Source organism: Salinivibrio sp. EAGSL (genome assembly GCF_013366455.1).
In the GTDB taxonomy this organism is placed as follows: Bacteria; Pseudomonadota; Gammaproteobacteria; order Enterobacterales; family Vibrionaceae; genus Salinivibrio; species Salinivibrio costicola.
In genome coordinates this window covers 68,282-91,449 of record NZ_JABWMG010000004.1, presented here as the reverse complement: position 1 = coordinate 91,449, position 23,168 = coordinate 68,282, and the positions used below count along the sequence as shown (strand labels likewise).

The window sequence follows — 23,168 nt, the reverse complement described above, 5'->3', positions numbered from 1 at the left end:
GCCTTTGCTGTCTCAGTTACACGCTCGATTATTTCTGTGCGCGCTCAAAAGAAGACAGGATTTCGTCTTTTGCGGCTTGTGCATCGGCCCAGCCATCGACTTTGACCCACTTGCCGGCTTCAAGCTCTTTGTAACGCTCGAAGAAATGCGTGATCTGTGCTTTGAGTAGCTCAGGCAGATCGTTCACGTCTTTCACGTGATCGTACTCTTTGGTCAGCTTGCTATGAGGCACTGCGACAACTTTGGCATCTTCACCAGACTCATCGGTCATTTTTAGCACACCCACTGGACGGCAGCGGATTACTGAACCGGGTACGAGAGGGAATGGGGTTGGAACCAGTACGTCTACCGGGTCACCGTCAAGTGACAAAGTATGGTTTACATAACCATAGTTACATGGGTAAAACATTGGGGTAGACATAAAGCGATCGACGAATACCGCACCGCTATCTTTGTCCACTTCGTACTTGATTGGATCAGCGTTCGCTGGGATCTCAATCACCACATAAATATCTTCAGGCAGATCTTTGCCCGCAGGGACCTGGTTCAGGCTCATGGAATGTCCTTTTGTTAAATCAAACAGTGTGTGCCAATTATAACCGCCAAGCGTGAAAATAACAGAGGCGACCTACCAGGTCGCCTCGTCATCATAAAAAAGCGCGGCATTCTTTTTGCTAATACGCGTTAATTGTCTTCATGATCAGGATAGGTTTCCAGGTATTCGCCGACTTTATCCACCATATTACTAGAGCCAACGAAGAAGGGAACGCGCTGATGAAGTTCTTTGGGTTCAATGTCCATCACTCGCTGCATCCCATCCGTGGCTTTACCGCCGGCCTGTTCGATAATAAACGCCATGGGGTTGCACTCATACAGCAACCGCAATTTACCATTTGGATAAGCTAGGGTACTCGGGTACAAGTAAATGCCACCTTTTAGCAGATTACGGTGAAAATCGGCCACCAAAGAGCCAATGTAGCGTGACGTATACGGCCGTTTCTCGTCAGGGACGTTTTCTTGACAGTATTTGATGTATTTTTTGACGCCCTGCGGGAACTTGATGTAGTTGCCTTCGTTAATCGAGTAAATCGTTCCCTCTTTAGGAACGGTCATATTCTCGTGAGAGAGGCAAAACAGACCCAGCGATGGATCATAGGTAAAACCATGCACACCATCACCTGTGGTGTAAACCAACATGGTGGATGAGCCGTAAATGATATAGCCGGCAGCCACTTGGCGATGACCCGGTTGCAGGAAGTCGTCTTCGGTAGGGGGGGTGCCGACCGGTGAAACACGGTGATAAATGGAGAAAATGGTGCCGACGGAGACATTGACATCAATGTTTGATGAGCCATCAAGCGGGTCAATCAATACCACATATTTAGCGTTACGATTCAGTTGCTTGTTGAAGATGACCGCTTCATCTTCTTCCTCACTCGCGACACCGCAAACGTGGTCGCGAGCCTCCATCGCAGCTTTAAACTTTTCGTTGGCGTAAACGTCGAGCTTTTGTTGTTCTTCACCTTGTGCGTTTTCTGTGCCGATAGCGCCGGCGATGTCGACCAAGCCCGCTTTGTTGATCTCACGGTTGACAATTTTGGCGGCGAGACGAATCGAGGCAAGCAAAGAAGATAAGTCGCCGCTGGCATGCGGGAACGCGTGTTGCTTCTCAACAATATATTCGCCGAGGGTCTTAATGTCGGGCATTCTCAATCCTTAGTGATGATGAACTGTCTTTCTAATTCAATGGCATTTAAGTGGGCAGTGGTCTGCCTCTTGAAATCGTTGTCATTCTAGCGCTCGTGACTTTTTAATCGTACTGAAGAAATGGATGAGGCCAGGGAAGTGTGATCGCGACATAAAAAACCATGTCATATGCGCGCAAGCGATAAGACCCAAGCGTTAATCCAAGGCATAATAATGGCCCGCGTCCAACGGCTGGGTAACCAACAATACAGTGAAGGCCATGCATATTCATATTTTAGGCATTTGCGGCACCTTTATGGGTGGAGCCGCCATGCTGGCAAAACAATTGGGGCACAAAGTGACAGGCTCAGATAGCCAGGTTTATCCCCCAATGAGTACCTTACTCGAATCCCAAGGGGTTGCTATCATTGAAGGCTATGATCCTGCGCAGCTTACACCTAAGCCGGATTTAGTGGTGATTGGTAATGCCATGAGCCGCGGGAATCCCTGTGTTGAAGCCGTACTCAATCAAGGTTTGCCTTACACGTCTGGTCCGCAATGGCTGCATGATTTTTTACTCCAAGACTGCTGGGTGTTAGCGGTTTCAGGGACACACGGAAAAACCACCACCGCCAGCATGCTGGCGTGGATTTTAGAAGACTGTGGTTATCAGCCTGGATTTTTAATCGGTGGCGTGGCCAGCAATTTTAATGCGTCAGCCCGTTTGGGGGATAGCCCGTTTTTTGTGGTCGAGGCCGATGAATACGACAGTGCATTTTTTGATAAGCGCTCCAAGTTTATTCACTACCAACCGAAAACCTTGGTTATTAACAACCTTGAGTTCGATCATGCCGACATTTTTGATGATCTGGCCGCGATCCAAAAGCAATTCCATCATGTGATACGCACCGTACCTGGGATTGGCCAGATTATTGCGCCGTCCGATGATCCCAACGTAGCTGAAACACTCGCAATGGGGTGTTGGAGTGAGTGTGTGTATGCGGGGCCTGATGGCCAGTGGCAAAGCGTGAAAAAAGACGCAGCTGGCAGCCAATTTGATGTGTACTTTGCCGGTGATCTCGTGGGATCGGTTAGCTGGGATTTGGTCGGTGATCATAACGTGCGTAATGCCTTGATGGCGTTATCAGCGGCGCGTCATGTGGGAGTGACCCCGGGCCTGGCTTGTCAATCGCTCGAGAGATTTATCAATACTAAGCGTCGGCTTGAGTGGCGTGGCGAGCGGGCTGGCGTCACGGTATATGACGATTTTGCCCATCATCCGACCGCTATTCGACTGACCTTGGAGGGCTTGCGAGCCAAGGTCGGCGCAGGGCGTATTCTCGCCGTATTAGAACCGCGCTCGAACACCATGAAACAAGGGGTCCATAAAGACACGCTAGCCGCGTCGTTGGCGAGTGCGGACAGTGTGTTTTTATATCAGCCTCAAGGGCTCGATTGGTCGCTCGATGCGGTGGCGGATCGTTGTGCTCAACCTACGCAAATTCACACTGATATAGGCACACTGGTTGTCGCGTTGTGTGAGCAAGCCTTGCCGGGCGATACCGTGTTGATCATGAGTAATGGGGGTTTTGGTGGTATTCACGATAAGTTGCTCAGTGCGTTGAGTCACAAAGGAGAAAAGCATGACGGATAAGCGTATCACGCTGGCATGGACAGGAGCGTCAGGCGCGCCATACGGCCTACGGTTACTGGAGTGCCTGCTTGCGCAAGATTATCAGGTCTTTTTACTGATATCCTCGGCCGCTCGCGTGGTGCTGGCGACCGAACACGGGTTGAAACTCCCGTCAGGCCCGCAAGCGGCACAGAAAATATTAGCCGAACATCTGCAATGTGATAGCAATAAACTGATCGTTTGCGGTAAAGAAGATTGGTTTTCGCCGGTCGCCTCGGGCTCGGCAGCGCCGAAGAAAATGGTTGTCTGTCCCTGCTCGGCCGGATCCTTGTCTTCGATTGCCCATGGTCTATCCGATAACTTGATTGAACGGGCGGCGGATGTGGTGCTCAAAGAACGGGGGCAATTGTTACTGGTCGTTCGCGAGACGCCGTTTTCAACGCTGCATTTAGAAAACATGCACAAGCTATCGCAGATGGGCGTCACTATTATGCCTGCTGCGCCGGGTTTTTATCACCAACCCCAGTCTATTGACGACTTGGTCGATTTTATGGTGGCGCGCATTCTCGACCACTTAGGGGCGGCGCAAACCTTGGTGCCGCGCTGGGGGTATGATCAACGCCCTCGCGATAAAGCATAATCAATCAGGTTCAGGCAAGGCCTGAACCTTCACTTTACGAGGGTGGCCCTAAACGAGCAGCCAGATATCGGCTAAGGTTTGAGTACCATCACATGCATGGTGGCGCCTTCAAGGACTTTCGCGGCCACCGATCCTAACATCATCTTGTTGACGCGAGAACGCTTATGACTTGGCATGACGATCAAGTCGCACCCTAAGCGCTCGGCGGTTTTGATAATCCCTTTGTAAGGCTTGCCTTCTTCAACAGACACCTGGCAGGCCACGTTTTTCGGAACATATTTATCCGCAAATCCTTGCAGATTTCGCTTCATATCGCGTTTCATTTTATTGGCAGCTTCTTCAGGGAAGTAAGAGGCGACCATGGAATTATGAATCCCCGGCAAGACTGTCAGAAGGTGGAGCTTAGCGCCGGATTGACTGGCCAGCCATGCAGCGTGATCGACCGCTTTATCCGCGAAGCTCTCATCATTTAAATCGACCGGAACCAGAATGTGTTTATACATAGCGATATCCTTTGCTATCAAAAAAGAAAAGGGCACGCGCCGCGCACGTACCCCCTGTCATTAGGCTTGGCGGATGCGACGGCGTTGATTCCAGCCTAGCAATGCCAAGAGTAATAGTGTCGGCACAAAAACCCATTCTTTCCACGGGCGGATGTTATCCACCGTGACGGTTTTAATTTGCCAATCAAAGTCGATCCCCGCCTTATCGGCATCGCTTCCAAATTGGACTCTATCAACCAGTAATGAGTCATCCTCTTCGCGCAGTATCAAACCGGTATCACGTACCCGTGCATCGCCGCTTTCGAGGCGACTATCTACCGACAAAACCACATGTTTGGAAATCTGATCGCCAAAGAAGTCTTCCCCTTCCACAACCAGTTGCAGCGGTTTTCCGTCAGGCAGTTGCTCGGCTACGCGCATAATTTCTGTTCCTGGATAGCTGGTGGTGGGTGGATAGACTTCATCCCACCAAAAACCAGGTCGAAATAGAGAGAAGGTGATAAGCAACAGCAACACGGTTTCCCACCATTTATTTTTGGTCATCCACCACCCTTGGGTTGCGGCAGAGAAAGCCAGCATCGCAATGGTCGCGGAAATAATGGTCAATATCAGGTGGAAAGGACCGTCGAGGTCGAGCAACAACAACTGAGTGTTGAAGATAAACATGAAAGGTAAAATGGCGGTACGAATATCGTAGGTAAAGCCTTGTACACCGGTACGAATCGGATCCGATTTAGCAATGGCCGCGGCCGCGAAAGCGGCGAGACCGACCGGTGGCGTGTCATCGGCGAGAATCCCGAAGTAGAACACAAAAAGGTGCACGGCAATAAGCGGAATAATCAGCCCTTGTTGTGCCCCCAAGGTCACAATGACAGGGGCCATCAGTGTAGAAACCACAATATAGTTTGCCGTGGTCGGTAGCCCCATGCCTAACAGTAAGCTGATCACTGCCGTAAAGAGCAACATCAAGAAGATATTACCGCCAGAAATTAGCTCGACAAAATCAGTCATGACCAAACCAATGCCGGTTAGAGTCACGGTGCCGACAACGATCCCGGCAGCCGCCGTGGCGACACCGATGCCAATCATGTTGCGCGCGCCAGTGACAAAGGCTTCGAGCAGATCAACGCCCCCTTCTCGAATTTCTTCTTTGAAGTTGGTGCGTTGATTAAAGTAGGCGATCAGTGGACGCTGGGTCACTATGATAAAAATCATAAAGATAGTTGCCCAGAACGCCGATAGGCCGGGTGAAAAACGCTCGACGGTCAAACACCAAACCAGCACGCCAATTGGCAGCAAGTAATACAACCCGGAGCGAACGGTAGGGCCTGGCTCTGGCACCTCTGATAAATCCGTGGCCGCTGGATCTTCGGCGGCTTCAGACTTGTAGCGGGCGGAATAGCGCACCAGAAGAACATACGCAATTAGGGTCAGTATGCCGATCACCACGGTGGCCATGACGCCAAATACGTCCTTGGTCCAGCCAATGCCGTAATAGACCGCTGCGCTGAGCACTAATAGCCCAACAAATACCGTCATAAAGGAAAAGAGCTTTTGCAATACCGTACTAGAGTGGCGGCGCGGCAAGCCTTCCATACCCGCTTTACAAGCTTCCAAATGGACGATGTAAATCAGCGCAATGTAGGAAATCAACGCCGGGAGCAGGGCAGCTTTGATCACTTCGACATAAGAAATCCCTACGTACTCCACCATCAAGAAGGCGGCGGCCCCCATTATCGGCGGTGTGAGCTGACCGTTGGTGGACGCGGCCACTTCTACTGCCCCCGCTTTGTGGCTTGGGAAACCGACCCGCTTCATCAGTGGAATGGTAAAGGTGCCGGTGGTCACCACGTTAGCAATCGAGGAGCCTGAGACTAACCCGGACAGGCCCGAGGCGACCACTGCGGCTTTCGCGGGACCGCCGCGCATGTGGCCCAGTAAAGAGAACGCCACTTTGATGAAATAGCCCCCAGCGCCCGCGCGATCGAGTAAGGCACCAAAGAGTACAAACAGGAAAACGAATGAGGTAGAAACGCCCAATGCGACCCCGAACACCCCTTCAGTGGTTAGCCACAGATGCGACATCGCCTTATTAAGGCTGGCGCCTTTGTGGGCAATGACATCGGGCATGTGGGGGCCAGCAAAGGTGTAAAACAAGAAAACGGCGGCTACCACCATTAATGGTGGCCCTAAAGCGCGTCGTGTCGCCTCGAGCATCAATACCATGCCGATCGCGGCAACACTAATATCGAAGGCAGTATAGGCACCGGCACGATCGGCCAGTTGATTGTAAAATAAGAATAAATACCCGGCGGCTAGGCTGCCGATAAGGGCAAAAATCCAATCTAGAAGAGGTACACGGTCGCGAGGCGATGTTTTACGTGCGGGGTAGGCAGTGAAGGCCAAAAACATCGCGAACGCTAAGTGGAGTGAGCGTGCTTGTGTATTATTGAGGACGCCAAAATCGAGCGCAAAGGGAAGTGGCGACGCATACCAAAGCTGAAAAAGGGACCAGATAAGTGGTACCAGCCAAAGAATACGTCCTGATAGTCCATGTGGTGAGCGCGCACCCGTATCTGCTTGCGCCACCATGTCTTGCACATCAGGAGACGGTTGATGTGTCTTCGTCATGCAGTTTGTCCTTATTATCATATGCACCGCTGATGCGGCGGCAGTGTCCCGAGAAAAGCCTACTTGGCCTATTTCACTGGTGTGGTGATTGGCCAGTCTGCAGCTCACTGCTCCCCGCGTTTTCATTGACCCTCAACGAAAGCGTGGACAGTGTGTTAGCAGCTAAAAACAGATAGTACTAAAAACCGATAGTAACAGAGCGGTACAGAAAAATTAAAAAGATGTTATCGCTTTTGTCTTAGGGAGGGCGCTTCAAATATGAGACAAGGCAGACAGGCAGCGGTGTCACGCTGCCTGATAAAAAAATCAATAATGGTATTCGAACAAGTCACAAATCGCTTCAAATAGCGCTTCTGTGCTGGTACCTCGGGTGGGGGTGATAAAGATCGTATCGTCCCCGGCGACAGCGCCTAAAATGCCTTCGGCCTTACCGAGTGAGTCGAGTAGACGCGCAATTAATTGGGCGGCACCTGGACCGGTATGAATCACGACCACGGCCTCGTTGTAGTCGATTTCCATCACCAGCTCGCGCAACGCGCTGCCAGTGGTCGGAACACCGAGCTCAATCGGCAAGCAATAGACCATCTCCATTTTGGCGTTACGGGTACGTACAGCGCCGAATTTGGTCAACATGCGCGAGACTTTCGATTGATTGATGCCCTCAAATCCTTGAGCACGTAGGGCTTCGACTATTTCGCCTTGAGAACTGAATTTTTCTTCTTTGAGGATCGCTTTAAACGCTCGAACTAATTGGTCTTGTTTTTCTGAGTTACGCATGACGGCAGACTCGTAATGACAAACGAGTAGCTATTTTGCATATACATGCAATCAGGAGCAATCATTGCGCGCCTAAAATGGCGACAATATCACTGTTGTTACGTCTCGGCTAAGCCTTGAACGCACACCGGTTTCGAGGGTGAGCGAAAAAATGAGAGCTTAGGCTGATCATCACCGCCCGAAGCTTGAGTGGGGGTATACCCGGGCATATGATGAAGCAACAGTTCGCACCATTGATGGGCGATTTGTGCCCGAACAGAAGCCGGACCGGATCCGGACAATAAGAAATATCGAAAGGAGAACGACATGAAAGTTGCTGTGATTGGCGCTGCGGGAGGCATTGGTCAAGCCTTAGCCCTACTACTTAAAAATAACCTGCCAGCCGGTTCCGACTTGGCGTTATATGATATCGCACCGGTGACGCCCGGTGTGGCCGTCGATTTGAGCCATATTCCGACCCCCGTCAGCATTAAAGGGTTTAGCGGTGAAGATCCAACCCCGGCGCTAGAAGGGGCCGATGTTGTGCTGATCTCTGCAGGGGTAGCACGTAAGCCGGGCATGGATCGCTCTGACTTGTTCAATGTCAATGCAGGTATTGTTAAGTCATTGGCGGAAAAAATCGCCGATGTGTGTCCAAAAGCCTGCGTTGGTATTATTACTAATCCAGTCAATACCACGGTAGCGATTGCTGCGGATGTCTTAAAAGCGAAAGGCGTCTATGACAAAAACAAACTGTTTGGTGTGACGACGCTGGATGTGATTCGTTCTGAAGCTTTCATCGGCGAGCTTAAAGGAATGGATCCTCGTGACGTCTCCATTCCCGTGATCGGTGGCCACTCAGGTGTGACGATCTTGCCACTATTATCGCAAGTTAAAGGCGTTACCTTCAGTCAAGAAGAAGTGGAGTCACTGACGCCACGTATTCAAAACGCAGGGACGGAAGTGGTTGAAGCGAAAGCAGGGGGAGGCTCAGCAACCCTATCCATGGGACAGGCGGCATGCCGTTTTGGCCTGTCTTTAGTGCGAGCGTTGCAAGGTGAAGCTAATGTGGTTGAATGTGCGTACGTTGAAGGCAGCGGTGAACACGCACGCTTTTTCGCGCAGCCTGTACATTTAGGTAAAAATGGTGTCGAGGCAATCTTAGACATCGGTGAGCTGAGCGCCTTTGAACAGCAAGCGATGGACAAGATGTTAGACACCCTGCATAACGATATCCAAATGGGTGAAGAGTTCGCCGCAAAATAAACGGCAAGAACGAAAAAAGCGGCGTCCAATTAGGGCGCCGCTTTTTACATGTAGGCACAAGCGTGATAGCGAGGCATCACTGCGGTGAAGTCTGCGCTGACTAAGCTCTGCGTTGCCTAAGTTCTGTGCTGACTAAGTTCTACGTTGACTAAGTTCTACGTTGACTAAGTATTGCGATCAACGGCCAACTTGGCGAGCGCGACTAAGGCTTGTTTGTAGGGCGAATCAGAAAGGCTATCGAGGGCACGGACCGCTTTTTCCGCTTCTTGCTCTGCGCGTTCACGGGTATAAGCGAGCGAGCCACAGGCGTCCATACAGGCTAAAATAGCGTCGAGTTTGTCGCGTCCGTTCCCTTTTTCGATCGCGTCGCGAATCATCGCCGATTCAGCGTCACTGCCGTGCTGCATTGCATGAAGCAAAGGCAGCGTCGGTTTGCCCTCAGCCAGATCATCACCGGTTTGCTTGCCCATCTCATCATCTTTACTGGTGTAGTCAATGACATCATCAATGAGCTGGAACGCAGTCCCCAGGTAACGGCCATAATCTTGCAGGGCTTTTTCCGTATCAGTATCCGCTTGGTTGAGAATCGCCCCTATCTGTGTCGCAGATTCAAACAAACGCGCTGTTTTTGAATAGATCACCTGCATGTAACTGCTTTCACTGGTGTCGGGATCGTTACAGTTCATTAACTGCAACACCTCACCTTCGGCAATAACATTGGTCGCTTCACTCATCAAATCAAGAATTCTCAGTGAGCGTAAGCTGGTCATCATCTGAAATGAACGCGTATAAATATAATCCCCCACCAAGACGCTTGCCGCATTGCCAAATAAAGCATTGGCGGTGGCATTACCACGGCGTAAGTCGGATTCATCGACCACATCATCATGAAGCAAAGTGGCAGTGTGGATAAACTCAATGAAAGCGGCTGCGGTGGTGTGTTTATCACCTTGGTAACCCAATGCACGCGCGGCCAAAATGGCCAACATGGGACGTAAACGCTTGCCACCGCTGTTAACGATGTAAAAACCAAGCTGATTAATCAGCGCGACATCAGAATTGAGCTGAGCGAGTATTTTTTGGTCGACCTGCGCCATGTCATCACTGATCAAGGCTTGGATTGATTTGAAATCCATGTATATATCCGGGCGTTGTCCTAGTTACTTGCCTGCCGAGCTAACGATACACAACTTACCCCATGTAAGGTGTGAGTCACGATCGCTAATACGTACAGACGGTGATGGATCTTTCGTCAGTATCGGCACTAGAGCGGGTATTAAGACTGACATGGTACACCAGATAACGTATGACGAGATAGCGATCACACCGGTAAAATGTGTGGGAATGAATGCTGAGCAGCTTTTCACCAATTTTCTTGCGTTACCCTCTTGCCTCTAATTAATTTCTACCGTAGAATTCGCGCCCTATTGATGAATTATATGCGCACCCCTTGTTGTTCATAAATGCAGCAGGCCGTGCGGAAATGCGGAGTAAAACATGTACGCAGTTTTCCAAAGTGGTGGTAAGCAACACCGAGTAAGCGAAGGCCAGACTATTCGCTTGGAAAAGCTAGACGTTGAAACTGGCGCAAGTGTAGAACTTGACAAAGTATTGCTAGTGGCAAACGGCGAAGACGTTAAAGTTGGCGCGCCTTTTGTTAGCGGTGCAACCGTAACAGCAGAAGTTGTTACTCACGGTCGCGGCGATAAAGTGAATATCGTTAAGTTCCGTCGTCGTAAACATTCTCGCAAGCACATGGGCCACCGTCAGTGGTTCACTGAAGTCAAAATCACTGGCATCAGCGCTTAAGAGTAGGAGAGAGAAGAGATGGCACACAAAAAAGCTGGCGGTTCCACTAAAAACGGCCGCGATTCAGAAAGTAAACGCCTAGGTGTTAAGCGCTTCGGTGGTGAGTCTGTACTAGCAGGTAACATCATCGTGCGTCAACGTGGCACTAAGTTCCACGCAGGTAGCAACGTAGGTTGCGGTAAAGACCACACTCTATTCGCTCTGTCAGACGGCAAAGTGAAGTTCGAGACCAAAGGTCGTCATAACCGTAAATTCGTTACTATCGAAGCTGAATAAGCTTCAACGCAACGCGAATTTTTGAAGCCCTGCCTTATGGCGGGGCTTTTTATTGTGTCTGGGGATCACCGATCAAGCCACCGCCTCATCACGGTACGCAGATAATCGGCCAACGCTGAAAAATGATCCTAAGATCGATATGATCACCATTCACTAATCTGGGATAAGGCTGGTTGTGAGACGCCATAGGCATTCATAACTGGTGCGGAGAAGTTAGCATGAAGTTTGTAGATGAAGCGATTATTCGCGTCGATGCCGGTGACGGGGGCAATGGTACCGTCAGCTTCCGGCGTGAAAAGTATGTGCCTAAAGGGGGCCCAGATGGCGGCGACGGCGGTGATGGTGGTGACGTTTACCTGCTTGCCGACGAAAACCTGAATACCCTGATTGACTATCAATTTGAACGTTTTCATGCCGCGGCACGTGGTGAGAATGGTCGAGGCGGCAACTGCACCGGGAAACGCGGTGAGGATCGCGTCTTGAACGTGCCGGTGGGGACGCGCGCAATCGATGAAGACACGGGCGAAGTGATCGCAGACCTTACCGAGCATGGTATGCAGGTTATGGTGGCGAAAGGGGGCTTCCATGGCCTCGGAAATACACGCTTTAAGTCCTCGGTCAATCGTGCACCTCGACAAAAAACCATGGGCACGAAAGGTGAAGTACGTGCACTGCGTTTGGAGCTATTACTGCTTGCCGATGTTGGCATGCTTGGCTTGCCGAATGCGGGTAAATCGACCTTTATTCGTGCGGTATCGGCTGCCAAACCGAAAGTGGCTGACTACCCATTTACCACCTTGGTGCCAAGCCTTGGGGTGGTTCGTGTCGCCGCAGACAAAAGCTTTGTCGTGGCTGATATTCCCGGCTTGATTGAAGGCGCGGCAGACGGCGCAGGGCTAGGGATTCGCTTCTTAAAACACCTTGAGCGCTGTCGTGTGTTGTTACACATGATTGATTTGCTACCCGTTGATGGTACCGATCCGGTTGATAATGCGTTTACCATTATTGATGAGCTAAACCAATACAGTGAGAAACTTGCCGATAAACCGCGTTGGTTGGTGTTCAATAAAGTCGATCTGATGCCGGAAGATGAGGCCCAAGCTCAGATTGAGCGTGTGCTTGATGCGCTCGCTTGGGACGATAAGCATTATGCGATTTCGGCGATCAATAAAGCGAATGTGCAACCGCTTATTTATGATCTGATGGCGTCGATTGAGGCACTGCCTGCGCCGAAGCCAGAGGTTGAGCCTGAAGATGAAACCGTCGCCTTTAAATGGGATGATCATCACGAACAACAGCTCAAGCAAGACGACGATAACGATGATGACTGGGATGATTGGAACGAAGACGACTACGACGTCGAGATCATCTACAAGCCATAATCAGACTCACGCCGCTGCCGATTGCAGCGGCTTTTTTTTGTCCGTGATTGAGCGAACAATTGAAGAGACTTTTATTTGCATCAAAGACTGGCATGAGCCAATCGCCAATACTGAAGGCGTCGCAGAGAGAGAAGAGGGATTTTGGGTGACAAAACGACTTACTGAGCCAGAGCAACGCGCGATATCACGTTTAGTGATTGAAGTTGGGCAACGGCTATTACAGCATGGTGCGGAGAGCAAACTTGTCAGTGATGTAAGTATCCGGCTCGGTCGTGCGTTAGGGTTAGACAGTGTTGAGCTGTCGTTATCCGCCAGCTCGTTGGTGGTGACCACCTTGAGTCATGGTCATTGTATTACCACGGCAAGACGTAGCCCAGATCGTGGTATTAACATGAAAGTTGTAACAGATATACAGCGGACGGTGATCTTAGCAGAGAAGGGCTTTCTCGACGCGTTAGCGGTACGCAAACGCTTAAGCCGTATCAAACCATTCCGTTACCCTCCTTGGCTCGTTGTTGGGATGATAGGCTTGTCATGTGCCGCCTTTAGCCGGTTAGCTGGCGGCGATGCCGTGGTGTTTGCGCTGACCTTTGTCGCCTCTGCCACCGGCATGCGGGTTCGGCAACTTATCGCTCATCGTCACTTTAACCCTTTTTTGACCTTTGCAGTGACCGCTATGGTGACCACTCTCCTATCCAGCACGGGGACCATCATGGGATGGGGCAATGAGCCTTTTTTGATCATGGCATCATCTGTCTTGATGCTGGTCCCTGGGTATCCCTTTATTAATGCCGTCTCGGATATGATGAAAGGATTTGTGGATATGGGGATCGCACGTTGGACCATGGCGTCATTACTGACCCTTGCCACGGCACTGGGGATTGTGGGGGCGATGAACTTGGTGGATGCATGGGGCTGGTTATGAGCTTACTCGTTGCGTTATTGCAAGACATGTTCTTTGCGATGATCCCTGCCGTGGGGTTTGCGTTAGTCTTTAATGTTCCGGTGAAAGCGCTTAAGTATTGTGCTTATGGCGGTGCGGTTGGGCATGGTTTACGCTTTGTTCTGATGGAGTCGGGGGTGGCGATTGAGTGGGCGACACTGGCCGGTGCGACCACGATTGGTTTTCTGGGCGTGTATTGGTCTCAGCGCTTCCTGGCTCACCCGAAGGTTTTTACCGTCGCTGCAATTATTCCCATGATTCCAGGGGTATACGCGTTTAAGGCCATGATCGCACTAGTGACGATTAATAACCAAGGTTACAGCCCGGCGCTATGGGCCAGTTTGATTGAAAACTTACTCAGCGCTGGCTTTATTCTCTCCGCGTTGGCAATTGGTCTTGCGATGCCTGGGCTATTGTTTTATCGTCGCCGACCAGTGATCTAATCGAGGAAGGCGAGCGCAATGCGAATTAGTTTAGTGGCCGCAATGGCAAACGACCGCGTGATCGGAAAAGACAATCAAATGCCTTGGCACTTGCCCGCTGATTTAGCGTGGTTTAAGCGTACAACACTGGGCCACCCTGTGGTGATGGGACGTAAAACCTTTGAGTCGATTGGACGCCCGCTGCCTAAGCGTGTCAATGTGGTGGTCAGTGGTGATGCGGACTTTGCGCCCGAGGGCGTGACTGTGGTGCGCTCTCCCGAGCAAGCGCTTGAAGTGGTGGCTGGCTATGAAGAAGTGATGGTGATTGGCGGCGGTACTATTTATCAGGCGTTTTTACATCAGGCTGATCGTTTGTATCTCACCTTTATCGATTTAGACGTTGACGGTGATACCCGTTTTCCAGAATGGGGAACCGGATGGTCAAAAACCGAGGTCGGCACGCATCCCGTGGATGAAAAAAATGCGCACCCTCTTACCTTTACGGTTTGGGACCGCGCTTAACCTTTTGTCTATTCGGCGGGAACGGTAAAGCAGGCTTTGTCTTCCCAACGCAGGAGCGTCAATTTTCCTCCCCAGACACAGCCGGTATCTAGCCCATAAAGTTTGGGCTGAATAGTGCCATTCAATGCCGCCCAGTGACCAAAGACTACGGCTTGCTCAAGCCGTTGGCGATTAGGTACCTCGAACCATGGTACTAAGCCACTGCCTAAGGCTTGATCTGGGGGGAGTTTGCACTGCATATCCAAACGCCCGTCAGGGGAACAAAAACGCATCCGCGTGAAGCTATTAATAATATAGCGATAACGTGCTATCCCGGTCAGCGTAGCATCCCATTGATCAGGGCTGTCATGGTACATATTCTCCAATAACCAAACTTGGTCTTCACTCCGCAGAATCGCTTCCACCTCACGGGCGCAGGCGACGGCAGTCGATTTATCCCACTGCGGACTGATGCCGGCATGGGTCAGCAGAAACCCGCCGTCTGTTGCGGGTACATCGCGTATTAGCGGCTGTTGAGCCAGCCAGTTTAATAGTCTGTCTGCGTCTGGTGCATCAAAGATAGGTTGCGTTTTATCTTTTGCTTTGACGGGTTTAATCCCATTGGCGACCGCCAGCAAATGGAGATCATGATTGCCCAATACCAACTTTGCGGATTCACCAAGCTGATAAAAATACCGTAAAACTGCGAGGGAATCGGGACCGCGTGCGACGAGATCGCCGACCGAGTAAAGCGTATCTCGGGCCGGCGAAAAGTCAGCTTCAGCCAATAAAGCATGTAGCGCTTTATCGCAGCCGTGGATGTCCCCGACAAGATAGGTAGCCATATGCCTCCTTGGAGGAGTTAGTGAAGAATGTTGGGGAGCGCGAGACGGAAAGGTGCAATATTGACCTTAAAAGACTGCGCATCTTGATCTTGCATGGTATAAAACCCTTGCATCACCCCAACAGGCGTTTCAATGATGGTACCACTGGTATAGGTATACTTTTCGCCTGCGGCAATCTTAGGTTGCTCGCCGACAACACCCTCACCTTCGATTTCCAACTCCTTGCCATTAGCGTCAGTGATCAGCCACTTTCTTCGCATCAACTGTGCGGGGGCATCTCCTACATTTTTAATCGTAACCGTGTAGGAAAAGACAAAGCGTTCATGGTCTGGTTCCGATTGGTCTTCCACGTATTGAGTGGCGACGTGGACCTCGAATTGCGCGGGTTCAGTGGCTTGCAAGTCAAGACTCCTGTTTATGATGAGTGATTGGCATCTAACCAATTTGCGAGGCTAGAGAATTGCGCCAGTGTCATGTTCTCTGGACGTAAACTGGGATCGATTCCGAGCTCGGTTAAGGTGTCAACATCGACCAGCGATTTGAAACCGTTCCGGATAGTTTTGCGGCGTTGATTAAAGCCTTCACGACAAACACGTTCCAACCACGACAAATTAGTGACTGGATGCGGTAAGGTTTTATGTGGGACGAGGCGAACGACCGCAGAATCAACCTTGGGCGCTGGCTTAAAGGCGCTTGGCGGTACTTCCAGCACGGGCACCACTTTACAGTAGTATTGTGCCATGACCGTGAGGCGGCCATAGGCTTTAGTGCCTGGGCCTGCGGCCAAACGTTTTACCACCTCTTTTTGTAGCATGAAATGCATATCCTGTACGTGGTCAGCAAAGGAAAAGAGATGAAACATCAATGGGGTGGAGACATTGTACGGTAAGTTACCGAAAATGCGCAGAGGCCCCTGCTTTGCCAGCTCAGCAAAATCAAACGCCATGGCATCGGCTTCATGAACCGTCAGCTTTGGTCCCATAAATGGATGGCTTCGCAGGCGCGCGGCAAGATCGCGGTCGAGTTCGACCACGTTGAGGTGATCGACTTGTTCGGTCACCGGTTCGGTCAATGCGCCTAAACCCGGGCCAATCTCTACCAGGTTTTCACCAGATAAAGGATTGATTGCCGCGACAATACCGTCGATGACATACGGGTCGTTTAGGAAGTTTTGTCCGAAACGTTTTCTGGCACGGTGGCCTTGATGGACTTTATCGCTCATGCTTTGCTATCTACTAATTCAATGGCGTGGGAGATGGCCGTCCGCAGGCTTCCTGTATCCGCCGTACCGGTACCCGCTAAATCCAATGCGGTACCATGATCTACTGATGTTCTGACAAATGGGAGGCCCAAGGTGATATTCACCGAGCGTCCAAATCCTTTGAATTTTAACACAGGTAAGCCCTGGTCGTGATACATCGCTAAGACAGCGTCGGCGTCTTGCAAATATTTATCCTGAAAAAGGGTGTCGGCGGGCAGTGGGCCAATAATATCCATGCCTTGTTGGCGTAACTCATCAAGCGCTGGCTCAATGATGTCGATTTCTTCTCGACCCAAGCAGCCGTCCTCTCCCGCGTGCGGATTGAGACCGCAGATATAAATGCGCGGTTGCTTAATGGCGAATTTTTGTTGTAAGTCTTGATGCAAAATCGCAATGACGTCATGCAAGCGCTCACGAGTAATGGCTTTAGCCACATAGGCGAGTGGGATGTGCGTCGTCACCAGCGCGACACGTAAGCCTTCGGTGGCCAGCATCATCACCACTTGGTTGACGTTGGCGTGTTGGGCAAAAAACTCAGTATGACCGCTGAAGGAAACGCCGGCGCGATTAATGATCCCTTTATGGACAGGCCCGGTGACAACCGCTGCAAATTCGCCGGTCATATTGCCTTCTGCCGCACGAGTCAGCGTGTCGAGCACATAGCGACCATTGGCCTCATCTAACTGGCCTGGCACAACATCTGCGCCCATCGGGATATCTGCAACGACCAGCTCCCCTGCTTGATGAGGGCGAGACCGTGCTGATGGGTCATAGTCCCGCAAACTCACGGCGAGATTGAGCGCTTCGGCTCGCGCTGCCAGCATCTGTTTATTGGCGATGGCTACCAGCTGATGTGGCCAAGAGAGCAGGGCCATTGCTAAGACCAAATCCGGACCAATGCCCGCCGGCTCGCCAGGGGTGATCGCGATACGCTCAACTGTCATCACTGATCACCTCAACATAGGCACCCGCACGCAGCTCTTGCAGCCAGGCTTGCGCTTCTTCATTAAATTTGCGGTTAAACAGCATACGGTAAGCACGGTTTTTAACTGCCGCATCGGTTTTATCGACATCGCGACGATCGGTCACTTCAACCACATGCCAGCCATGTACGGTTTTAAAAGGCTCACTAATTTGACCTTTTGGCAAACTATCGACTTTGGCTTTAAACGCGGGCACATAAGCTTCTGTGGTTGACCAGCCTAAGTCTCCCCCGTTAACGGCAGAGCCCGGGTCATCACTGTATTGTTTGGCGAGGTCGGCAAAGGTTTGTTCGCCACGCTCGATTTGTGTAATCAGCTGATTGAGCTCTTTTTTCGCCCCTTTATCACTGAGTACGATCGAGGGTTTGATCAAAATATGGCGGGCTTTAACTTCGGTAACGGCGACCGTTTCCAAACCTTGCACATCATCGATTTTCAAAATATGAAAACCCACACCACTGCGAAATGGCCCGATAATAGCGTCTTTTCCTTGGTTGGTAATTTGGTCGGCGAAAATCGTTGGCATTTCTTCTAGGCGCAACCAGCCCCAATCACCGCCATCAAGTGCTTTGGGTCCCTTAGAATATTCCATCGCCAGCTCCGCCACGTTGCCGCCATGACGTAATGTATCGACTAAGCGATACGCTTGCTTTTTCACCGCGTCACGTTCAGCTTTGTCCGCATCATCATCCAATTTGAGTTGGATGTGAGAGAGCTTATAACGCACTTTTTGCATCTGCTGTTCGTTAAGCTGACTGGCTAATGTCTCAACTTCTTGCGGCAAAATGCTAATACGGCGGCGTACCTGTGCATTGCGCGCTTCTGAAATCGTGAGCTCTCGGCGAACTTGCTCGCGATATTGATCCCATGCGATCCCTTGCTCTGCCATTTTGTCGCGCAGAGCATTCACACTGACCGATTGCTCTTTAGCAATATTTTTGATCGCTTGTTGTAACTGGCTGTCGTCAATTTGGATGCCTAGCCGCTTTGCTTCCTGTAGCTGTAGTTCTTCAACAATGAGTCGCTCGCGCATCTGCTCTTCAAGAACGTCTTGAGGCGGTAATTCACGATCTCCGTTGGCCGCATTACGGGTGACCGTTTGGCGCATGGCCGTCATTTCACTGTTCAGCACCACACCATCATTCACAACGGCGATGACGCGATCTAGCTCTTGAGGTGCTGCTTGGGTTAAGGGGGTCAGCAACACTAAAACGCCAGTGATGAGGGCGTGACTCCATTTGTTCATGCTTTGTCCACTTTTTTTCATAGGTTCAACAGTCCAGACCACAATAAGGCGTGTTAGTTCTTTAATGCAAAGGGATCACGATAACCCAGAGCGTTACCTGAGTCAGTGTTAAAGTTAAAGCCACTGTCAGCTCCCAATCCGAGTAAGCTGAATGACAAGGTAACATTGTTGTCGTAAACCGGATCGGCGTTAATATCAGCGCGCGACATTAAGTACTCGTTGTAACTTAACCCGACGACCCAACAGTCTGAGCGATAGGTGAGGCTAACTTGGTTTTCCAACATGACATCTTGGGTAAGGTCGCGCCAGTATTGGCCTGTAAAACTTAGCCCGCCGCCGAGAGGAAACCCTGTGACGACGCCAGCTTGTGAGAGGCCATCATCGGTGAGCCGGCTGATGTCTCGGTTTGGCAGCGTCGAGACAATATATTCTTGTGCGACGTAGCGATAACTGGTTTGTGCATAAAACTGGCCGCGGCGATATTCAGCAATCGCGTTACCAAACTGCATTTCGCGTAAGTTGCTGTCATATTGCATCGATGCGCGGACAAACAAGTTGTCATCAATGTTGGCTTCCCCTTCTAACGCCCAAGACGAATAATCAAAGGTTTCTGCATCTTGGTTAGACGGTTGGTCAAAGTAGTAAATTTGCCCAAAGGACAAATTCAGACGCTCTTTATATCCGCCATCATAAAAGCGGGTCGTCGCGCCGTAGGTGAGTTGGTTAGCCGGATTAATGTAATCAATGCTACTGAATTGATTACCGCGAAATAGACCGTAGTAGTCGGTTTGCAAGCGTGCGGTATCATAACCGCCGCCACTAAAGTTGACCGGGTTATAGATACCGTCTTGATCCACATCTTTAATATACAAATATTGGACTTGCGGCTCGATAGTTTGGCTGAAATGACCGCCCATGGCCCAGAAGTTACGCTCTAGGACAACGCCAGAGTGCAGGCGCAGAGTGGGGATTTTTCGCTCGACTGAATGACTCAGCTCCGCATTAGATTCTGCATCCTGGATGGCGCTATCAAAGCGCTGATCATAGTGCGTATACAGCATGCTGGCTTCCGCCGTGGCATTAAACCAAGGGCGGGTATATGGCAGCGTTAGGGTCGGGGCTAAATGTGTCCGGGTGGCTTCGGGTTTATTGGGATCATCGTTAGCAAATACACTAAATTGCGCAGGCACACTAATATCGAGCCAATCCGTGACTTGTGGCGCGTAGTAGTTAAGATCCACTTGTGGCATCAAGCGATAGACACTGGTGCCTTCTGTTAGCGCTTGGAAGTCGCGAACACGAACTGTACTGTTCCAATCTAAACCGCGATAACTGATTTCGCCCGTTTGGAGTAGCGTGTTGTCTTCTCGTTTGCCCACATTAGAGTCCAGGCTCTGAAAGTAAGCGACATCACTGACTTTGCTGTAATCTGCTTCGTAGCGCCAGTGACCTTGTACACCGCTATGTTGCCAGTTGAACCCCCAACGTGAATCGAGCTCGGGGTTGAGTTGATCGTCAGGCAGGTATTCAGAGTAAAGCGACCCGCTTCCTATTGGTGTAAGGTAGCGAATGTTGGTCTTTAATTGAACGCCTCGCTCAGACATATATTTGGGCGTGAGTGTGGCATCCAGTTGCGGATGGATATTCCAATAAAACGGCGTTTCCATCTCGATGCCATCACGATCACTCCAAGTAAGCGACGGATATAAAAAGCCTGTCAGCCGACCTTCTTCTACCGGTACACGCAAATAAGGCAGATAAAAGATCGGGACGTCCATTACCTCAAATCTAGGGTGATAAAGATCAGCAAATAAGCTGCTGTCTTCTTTCTCAATTTTTGAGGCAGAAAACCGCCAGCTTTTATCTTCATCTGGACACGTGGTATAGGTGCCATCCTCAAGCTCGTAGAAGGTGGTGCCGTTTTTAAACACCCGTTTCGCCTCGCCCCGTCCTGGGGTACATAGCATCTTATACTGGGCATTATTCAGCGTGGTGTCTTCGCTTTCGAGATTGGCTTGTAGATAATCTGATGTCACCATCATCTGGCCATCATTGAATACCACATCTCCTTGTGCCGTAACGATCCGCTCTGGATCGCGTAAGGTTGCGGTATCGGCCGTCATCTTTCGGTGGCCTTGCGTGACTTCGACATTGCCACTATAGATGGCTTTGTCGTTGGTCTGCGCCTCAGCACGATCTGCGACCACACGAATGGGCGCGTTATTCACATCCTGTGTCTGCTCGCTGGCCGGAACGCACTGGGCCTCCTTGTCAGAGCAAGGCTGAGTCGCTGGGTCTGTGTTGGCAAACACAAGGGCTGGGCCGTAGAGCGCCAAGCTGATCATGGTGGCTAAAAAGCTACGTGCAGTCGGTGACATTGAAGAAGACATTCCTGTTTTATCTGATTGCGTGGTGTACACGAAGGCAACGCATCAGTATGCTTTGGCTGCAAAATGCGATTATCATAAATCAATTTGCGCCCGGCATCACCTTTAAATGTGCAGGGTGTGAAACTAGCAATGAGACCATGGCATGCGACTAAATGGCAAGGTAATTGGGGCAATTCTCGGCACATTGTTGGGAGGCCCAATCGGTTTTCTTCTTGGCCTTTTCTTAGGTCATCAGTTTGATAAAGCGAAACAGCGCGCGCGTTTCGGCGGTTTGGGTGGCCAAGGGCCACAAGCACAACGTGTTTTTTTCCATGGCACCTTTGCCGTGATGGGACATATGGCGAAAGCTAAAGGGCAGGTGACGCAACAAGAAATTCAGCTCGCCAGCTTATTGATGGATCGCATGCAGTTGCAAGGTGAAGCCAGGCAATTGGCCCAGCAGGCGTTTCGCGAGGGAAAAGACAGTGACTTTCCGCTGGATGAAACCCTCAACGGTATTCGTGCCTTAAGCCAGGGGCAACGTGACTTATCGCGTGTCTTTTTGGAAATGCAGATACAAGCTGCGTTTGCCGATGGTGAGATCCATCCTAAAGAGCGTGAACTTTTGTATGTAATTGCCGAAAAGCTGGGCTTTTCGCCACAGCAACTGGAACAGCGTCTGCGAATGCAAGAAGCTGCGTTTCGCTTTAGCCAAGGCTATCAAGGCGGCTGGCAGCATCAATCCGATGGCCCCGGTGCGCCGCCGCAGCAGAATGAAATCGACGATGCTTATGATGTATTAGGTGTTGACGCTTCTGCTTCCTCTCAGGAGGTGAAAAAAGCGTATCGGAAACTGATGAATGAGCATCACCCCGATAAATTGATGGCGAAAGGTTTGCCGCCAGAAATGATGGAGATGGCGAAAGAAAAAGCGCAAGAAATCCAAAAAGCGTACGACGTAGTGAAAAAAGCCCGCGATATATAGCGGGCTCGTTAGGTTGATTAATCGTCGCGATCATCAATCAAGCGCATCAATCAGGGTGTGTTGTGGTGCACCACGAAAGAACCCATCAATGTTGGCGATCAGCTGTTGTGCCAGAGTGTGAACGGCTTCGTCAGCGCCCCAAGCAATATGCGGGGTGACAATAAGGTTGGGTAATGATGCTGCAACTAACGGATGTGCGTCGGGGGCGGGCTCTTGACTGAGTACATCCAAGCCAGCACCACCAATTTGGTCGCGTTTTAACGCATATAACAGGGCATGTTCATCCACGAGATCGCCGCGCCCAGTATTAATCAAAATGGCATGCTGTGGCATCTTGGCCAACACATCTTGATTAATCAGATGTCGGGTTTTGTCGGTTAACGGGCAATGCAGCGACAGCACATCAGCCTGTTGAATCACCTGTTCAAAGGGCTGATAGCCTGGCCGGCAATGGCTCGCCCCTTGATGCTCGGCAAACATGACTTTCATGCCAACGGCCTGGGCCAATTGCCCGACCGCTTCTCCTAGTGCGCCTTTGCCAATAATCCCTAAGGAACTGCCAGCGACACTGCCTATCGGGTGAGTAAAAAAGCAAAACTGGCCCCGTTTTTGCCATTCACCTTGACGCACATCGGCATGATAACCCATCAGCTGACGTTTCAAGGCATAAATCAGAGCCATGACATGCTCGGGCACGGATTGGGTGGCATACCCTTGTACGTTGCAGACTTGTACGCCGTGTGCCTGACAAGCCGCTAAATCGACATTGTTGACCCCGGTTGCCGCGACCGCGATCAGTTTTAGCTTGGGAAGTGCAGTCAGTATTGCTTCATTGATCACGACTTTATTGGTGATTGCCACATCGGCATGTTGCAGGCGATCGATCACGTCACCGGGAGCGGTGGCAGGGTAGGATTGCCAATGATGGGGGTGATGAAGCGTTGGCAGCGTAATGTGAGCAGGAATGGTGTCTCTATCGAGAAAAACCACCTTGATGGGGGTGTGATGAGCCATGTTGATCTCCGTGTCTC

The 23,168-nt window shown here is 50.7% G+C and carries 23 protein-coding genes; 10 read left to right on the top strand and 13 right to left on the bottom strand.

Translation table 11 applies throughout. The annotated features are described in order from the left end of the window. Nucleotides 1-28: 28 nt before the first annotated feature. Nucleotides 29-556, bottom strand: a complete 528-nt coding sequence (gene ppa / locus HLG76_RS03680; protein WP_077459975.1) for an inorganic diphosphatase — start codon at nucleotides 554-556, stop codon at nucleotides 29-31. Between the two features lie 128 nt (nucleotides 557-684). Beyond that, nucleotides 685-1,707 carry a class 1 fructose-bisphosphatase gene (fbp, locus tag HLG76_RS03675; protein ID WP_077459974.1) on the bottom strand — a complete coding sequence of 341 codons (1,023 nt, stop codon included), beginning with the start codon at nucleotides 1,705-1,707 and terminating at the stop codon, nucleotides 685-687. Between the two features lie 259 nt (nucleotides 1,708-1,966). Between fbp and mpl the strand changes: the two genes are divergently transcribed. Further along, complete coding sequence (gene mpl, locus HLG76_RS03670) at nucleotides 1,967-3,340, top strand: UDP-N-acetylmuramate:L-alanyl-gamma-D-glutamyl-meso-diaminopimelate ligase (protein WP_175993079.1); 1,374 nt, start codon at nucleotides 1,967-1,969, stop codon at nucleotides 3,338-3,340. Continuing rightward, nucleotides 3,330-3,959 carry a flavin prenyltransferase UbiX gene (locus HLG76_RS03665; protein ID WP_077459972.1) on the top strand — a complete coding sequence of 210 codons (630 nt, stop codon included), beginning with the start codon at nucleotides 3,330-3,332 and terminating at the stop codon, nucleotides 3,957-3,959. The genes mpl and HLG76_RS03665 overlap by 11 nt, the downstream gene beginning before the upstream one ends. Before the next feature lie 71 nt (nucleotides 3,960-4,030). Here HLG76_RS03665 and HLG76_RS03660 read toward each other — a convergent pair whose 3' ends face one another. From HLG76_RS03660 to argR, 3 genes are all read right to left on the bottom strand, one after another. Next, nucleotides 4,031-4,462 (bottom strand): universal stress protein, encoded by a 432-nt coding sequence (locus HLG76_RS03660; protein WP_021023341.1) that lies wholly within the window; start codon nucleotides 4,460-4,462, stop codon nucleotides 4,031-4,033. A gap of 60 nt (nucleotides 4,463-4,522) precedes the next feature. After that, the gene (locus tag HLG76_RS03655) at nucleotides 4,523-7,093 is read right to left on the bottom strand and encodes a TRAP transporter permease (protein WP_175993078.1); all 2,571 of its coding nucleotides are present in this window, start codon (nucleotides 7,091-7,093) and stop codon (nucleotides 4,523-4,525) included. A 306-nt stretch (nucleotides 7,094-7,399) separates the two neighbouring features. Then, nucleotides 7,400-7,870: a transcriptional regulator ArgR gene (gene argR, locus HLG76_RS03650; RefSeq protein WP_077459970.1), complete on the bottom strand. Its 471-nt coding sequence runs from the start codon at nucleotides 7,868-7,870 to the stop codon at nucleotides 7,400-7,402. A 306-nt stretch (nucleotides 7,871-8,176) separates the two neighbouring features. Here argR and mdh point away from each other — a divergent pair, with 306 nt between their 5' ends. Continuing rightward, a complete protein-coding gene (gene mdh / locus HLG76_RS03645; RefSeq protein WP_077660521.1) occupies nucleotides 8,177-9,115 on the top strand; it encodes a malate dehydrogenase in 939 nt (312 codons plus the stop codon). A gap of 164 nt (nucleotides 9,116-9,279) precedes the next feature. On the opposite strand, the gene ispB is transcribed toward mdh, so the two are convergent. After that, nucleotides 9,280-10,251, bottom strand: coding sequence for an octaprenyl diphosphate synthase (ispB, locus tag HLG76_RS03640; RefSeq protein WP_021023345.1), 972 nt, complete (start codon nucleotides 10,249-10,251; stop codon nucleotides 9,280-9,282). A 361-nt stretch (nucleotides 10,252-10,612) separates the two neighbouring features. Here ispB and rplU point away from each other — a divergent pair, with 361 nt between their 5' ends. The 6 genes from rplU to folA all read left to right on the top strand — a co-directional run bounded on the left by rplU (nucleotide 10,613) and on the right by folA (nucleotide 14,469). After that, nucleotides 10,613-10,924, top strand: a complete 312-nt coding sequence (gene rplU, locus HLG76_RS03635) for a 50S ribosomal protein L21 (RefSeq protein WP_021023346.1) — start codon at nucleotides 10,613-10,615, stop codon at nucleotides 10,922-10,924. An 18-nt stretch (nucleotides 10,925-10,942) separates the two neighbouring features. Further along, nucleotides 10,943-11,200, top strand: a complete 258-nt coding sequence (rpmA, locus tag HLG76_RS03630; RefSeq protein WP_025675203.1) for a 50S ribosomal protein L27 — start codon at nucleotides 10,943-10,945, stop codon at nucleotides 11,198-11,200. Between the two features lie 218 nt (nucleotides 11,201-11,418). Then, complete coding sequence (gene cgtA, locus HLG76_RS03625; protein WP_077459967.1) at nucleotides 11,419-12,582, top strand: Obg family GTPase CgtA; 1,164 nt, start codon at nucleotides 11,419-11,421, stop codon at nucleotides 12,580-12,582. A 145-nt stretch (nucleotides 12,583-12,727) separates the two neighbouring features. Then, nucleotides 12,728-13,507, top strand: coding sequence for a threonine/serine exporter family protein (locus HLG76_RS03620; protein WP_368656340.1), 780 nt, complete (start codon nucleotides 12,728-12,730; stop codon nucleotides 13,505-13,507). Continuing rightward, nucleotides 13,504-13,968 carry a threonine/serine exporter family protein gene (locus tag HLG76_RS03615; RefSeq protein ID WP_021023350.1) on the top strand — a complete coding sequence of 155 codons (465 nt, stop codon included), beginning with the start codon at nucleotides 13,504-13,506 and terminating at the stop codon, nucleotides 13,966-13,968. Before HLG76_RS03620 ends, HLG76_RS03615 begins: the two co-directional genes overlap by 4 nt. A gap of 18 nt (nucleotides 13,969-13,986) precedes the next feature. Further along, nucleotides 13,987-14,469: a type 3 dihydrofolate reductase gene (gene folA / locus HLG76_RS03610; RefSeq protein WP_175993076.1), complete on the top strand. Its 483-nt coding sequence runs from the start codon at nucleotides 13,987-13,989 to the stop codon at nucleotides 14,467-14,469. Between the two features lie 8 nt (nucleotides 14,470-14,477). On the opposite strand, the gene apaH is transcribed toward folA, so the two are convergent. From apaH to lptD, 6 genes are read right to left on the bottom strand one after another with little or no spacing between them, the layout of a single operon-like run. After that, complete coding sequence (apaH, locus tag HLG76_RS03605; RefSeq protein WP_175993075.1) at nucleotides 14,478-15,293, bottom strand: bis(5'-nucleosyl)-tetraphosphatase (symmetrical) ApaH; 816 nt, start codon at nucleotides 15,291-15,293, stop codon at nucleotides 14,478-14,480. A 17-nt stretch (nucleotides 15,294-15,310) separates the two neighbouring features. Further along, nucleotides 15,311-15,694, bottom strand: a complete 384-nt coding sequence (apaG, locus tag HLG76_RS03600) for a Co2+/Mg2+ efflux protein ApaG (RefSeq protein WP_021023353.1) — start codon at nucleotides 15,692-15,694, stop codon at nucleotides 15,311-15,313. A gap of 14 nt (nucleotides 15,695-15,708) precedes the next feature. Continuing rightward, nucleotides 15,709-16,515, bottom strand: coding sequence for a 16S rRNA (adenine(1518)-N(6)/adenine(1519)-N(6))-dimethyltransferase RsmA (rsmA, locus tag HLG76_RS03595; protein WP_021023354.1), 807 nt, complete (start codon nucleotides 16,513-16,515; stop codon nucleotides 15,709-15,711). After that, nucleotides 16,512-17,501 (bottom strand): 4-hydroxythreonine-4-phosphate dehydrogenase PdxA, encoded by a 990-nt coding sequence (gene pdxA, locus HLG76_RS03590; protein WP_368656338.1) that lies wholly within the window; start codon nucleotides 17,499-17,501, stop codon nucleotides 16,512-16,514. Before pdxA ends, rsmA begins: the two co-directional genes overlap by 4 nt. Further along, a complete protein-coding gene (gene surA, locus HLG76_RS03585; RefSeq protein WP_175993073.1) occupies nucleotides 17,488-18,783 on the bottom strand; it encodes a peptidylprolyl isomerase SurA in 1,296 nt (431 codons plus the stop codon). The genes pdxA and surA overlap by 14 nt, the downstream gene beginning before the upstream one ends. Before the next feature lie 53 nt (nucleotides 18,784-18,836). Further along, nucleotides 18,837-21,161, bottom strand: a complete 2,325-nt coding sequence (gene lptD / locus HLG76_RS03580) for an LPS assembly protein LptD (protein ID WP_175993072.1) — start codon at nucleotides 21,159-21,161, stop codon at nucleotides 18,837-18,839. A gap of 154 nt (nucleotides 21,162-21,315) precedes the next feature. On the opposite strand from lptD, the gene djlA reads away from it, so the two are divergent. Further along, nucleotides 21,316-22,137, top strand: coding sequence for a co-chaperone DjlA (gene djlA, locus HLG76_RS03575; RefSeq protein WP_021023359.1), 822 nt, complete (start codon nucleotides 21,316-21,318; stop codon nucleotides 22,135-22,137). A gap of 33 nt (nucleotides 22,138-22,170) precedes the next feature. Here djlA and HLG76_RS03570 read toward each other — a convergent pair whose 3' ends face one another. Beyond that, nucleotides 22,171-23,151, bottom strand: coding sequence for a D-2-hydroxyacid dehydrogenase (locus HLG76_RS03570; protein ID WP_077678511.1), 981 nt, complete (start codon nucleotides 23,149-23,151; stop codon nucleotides 22,171-22,173). Nucleotides 23,152-23,168 lie beyond the last annotated feature (17 nt).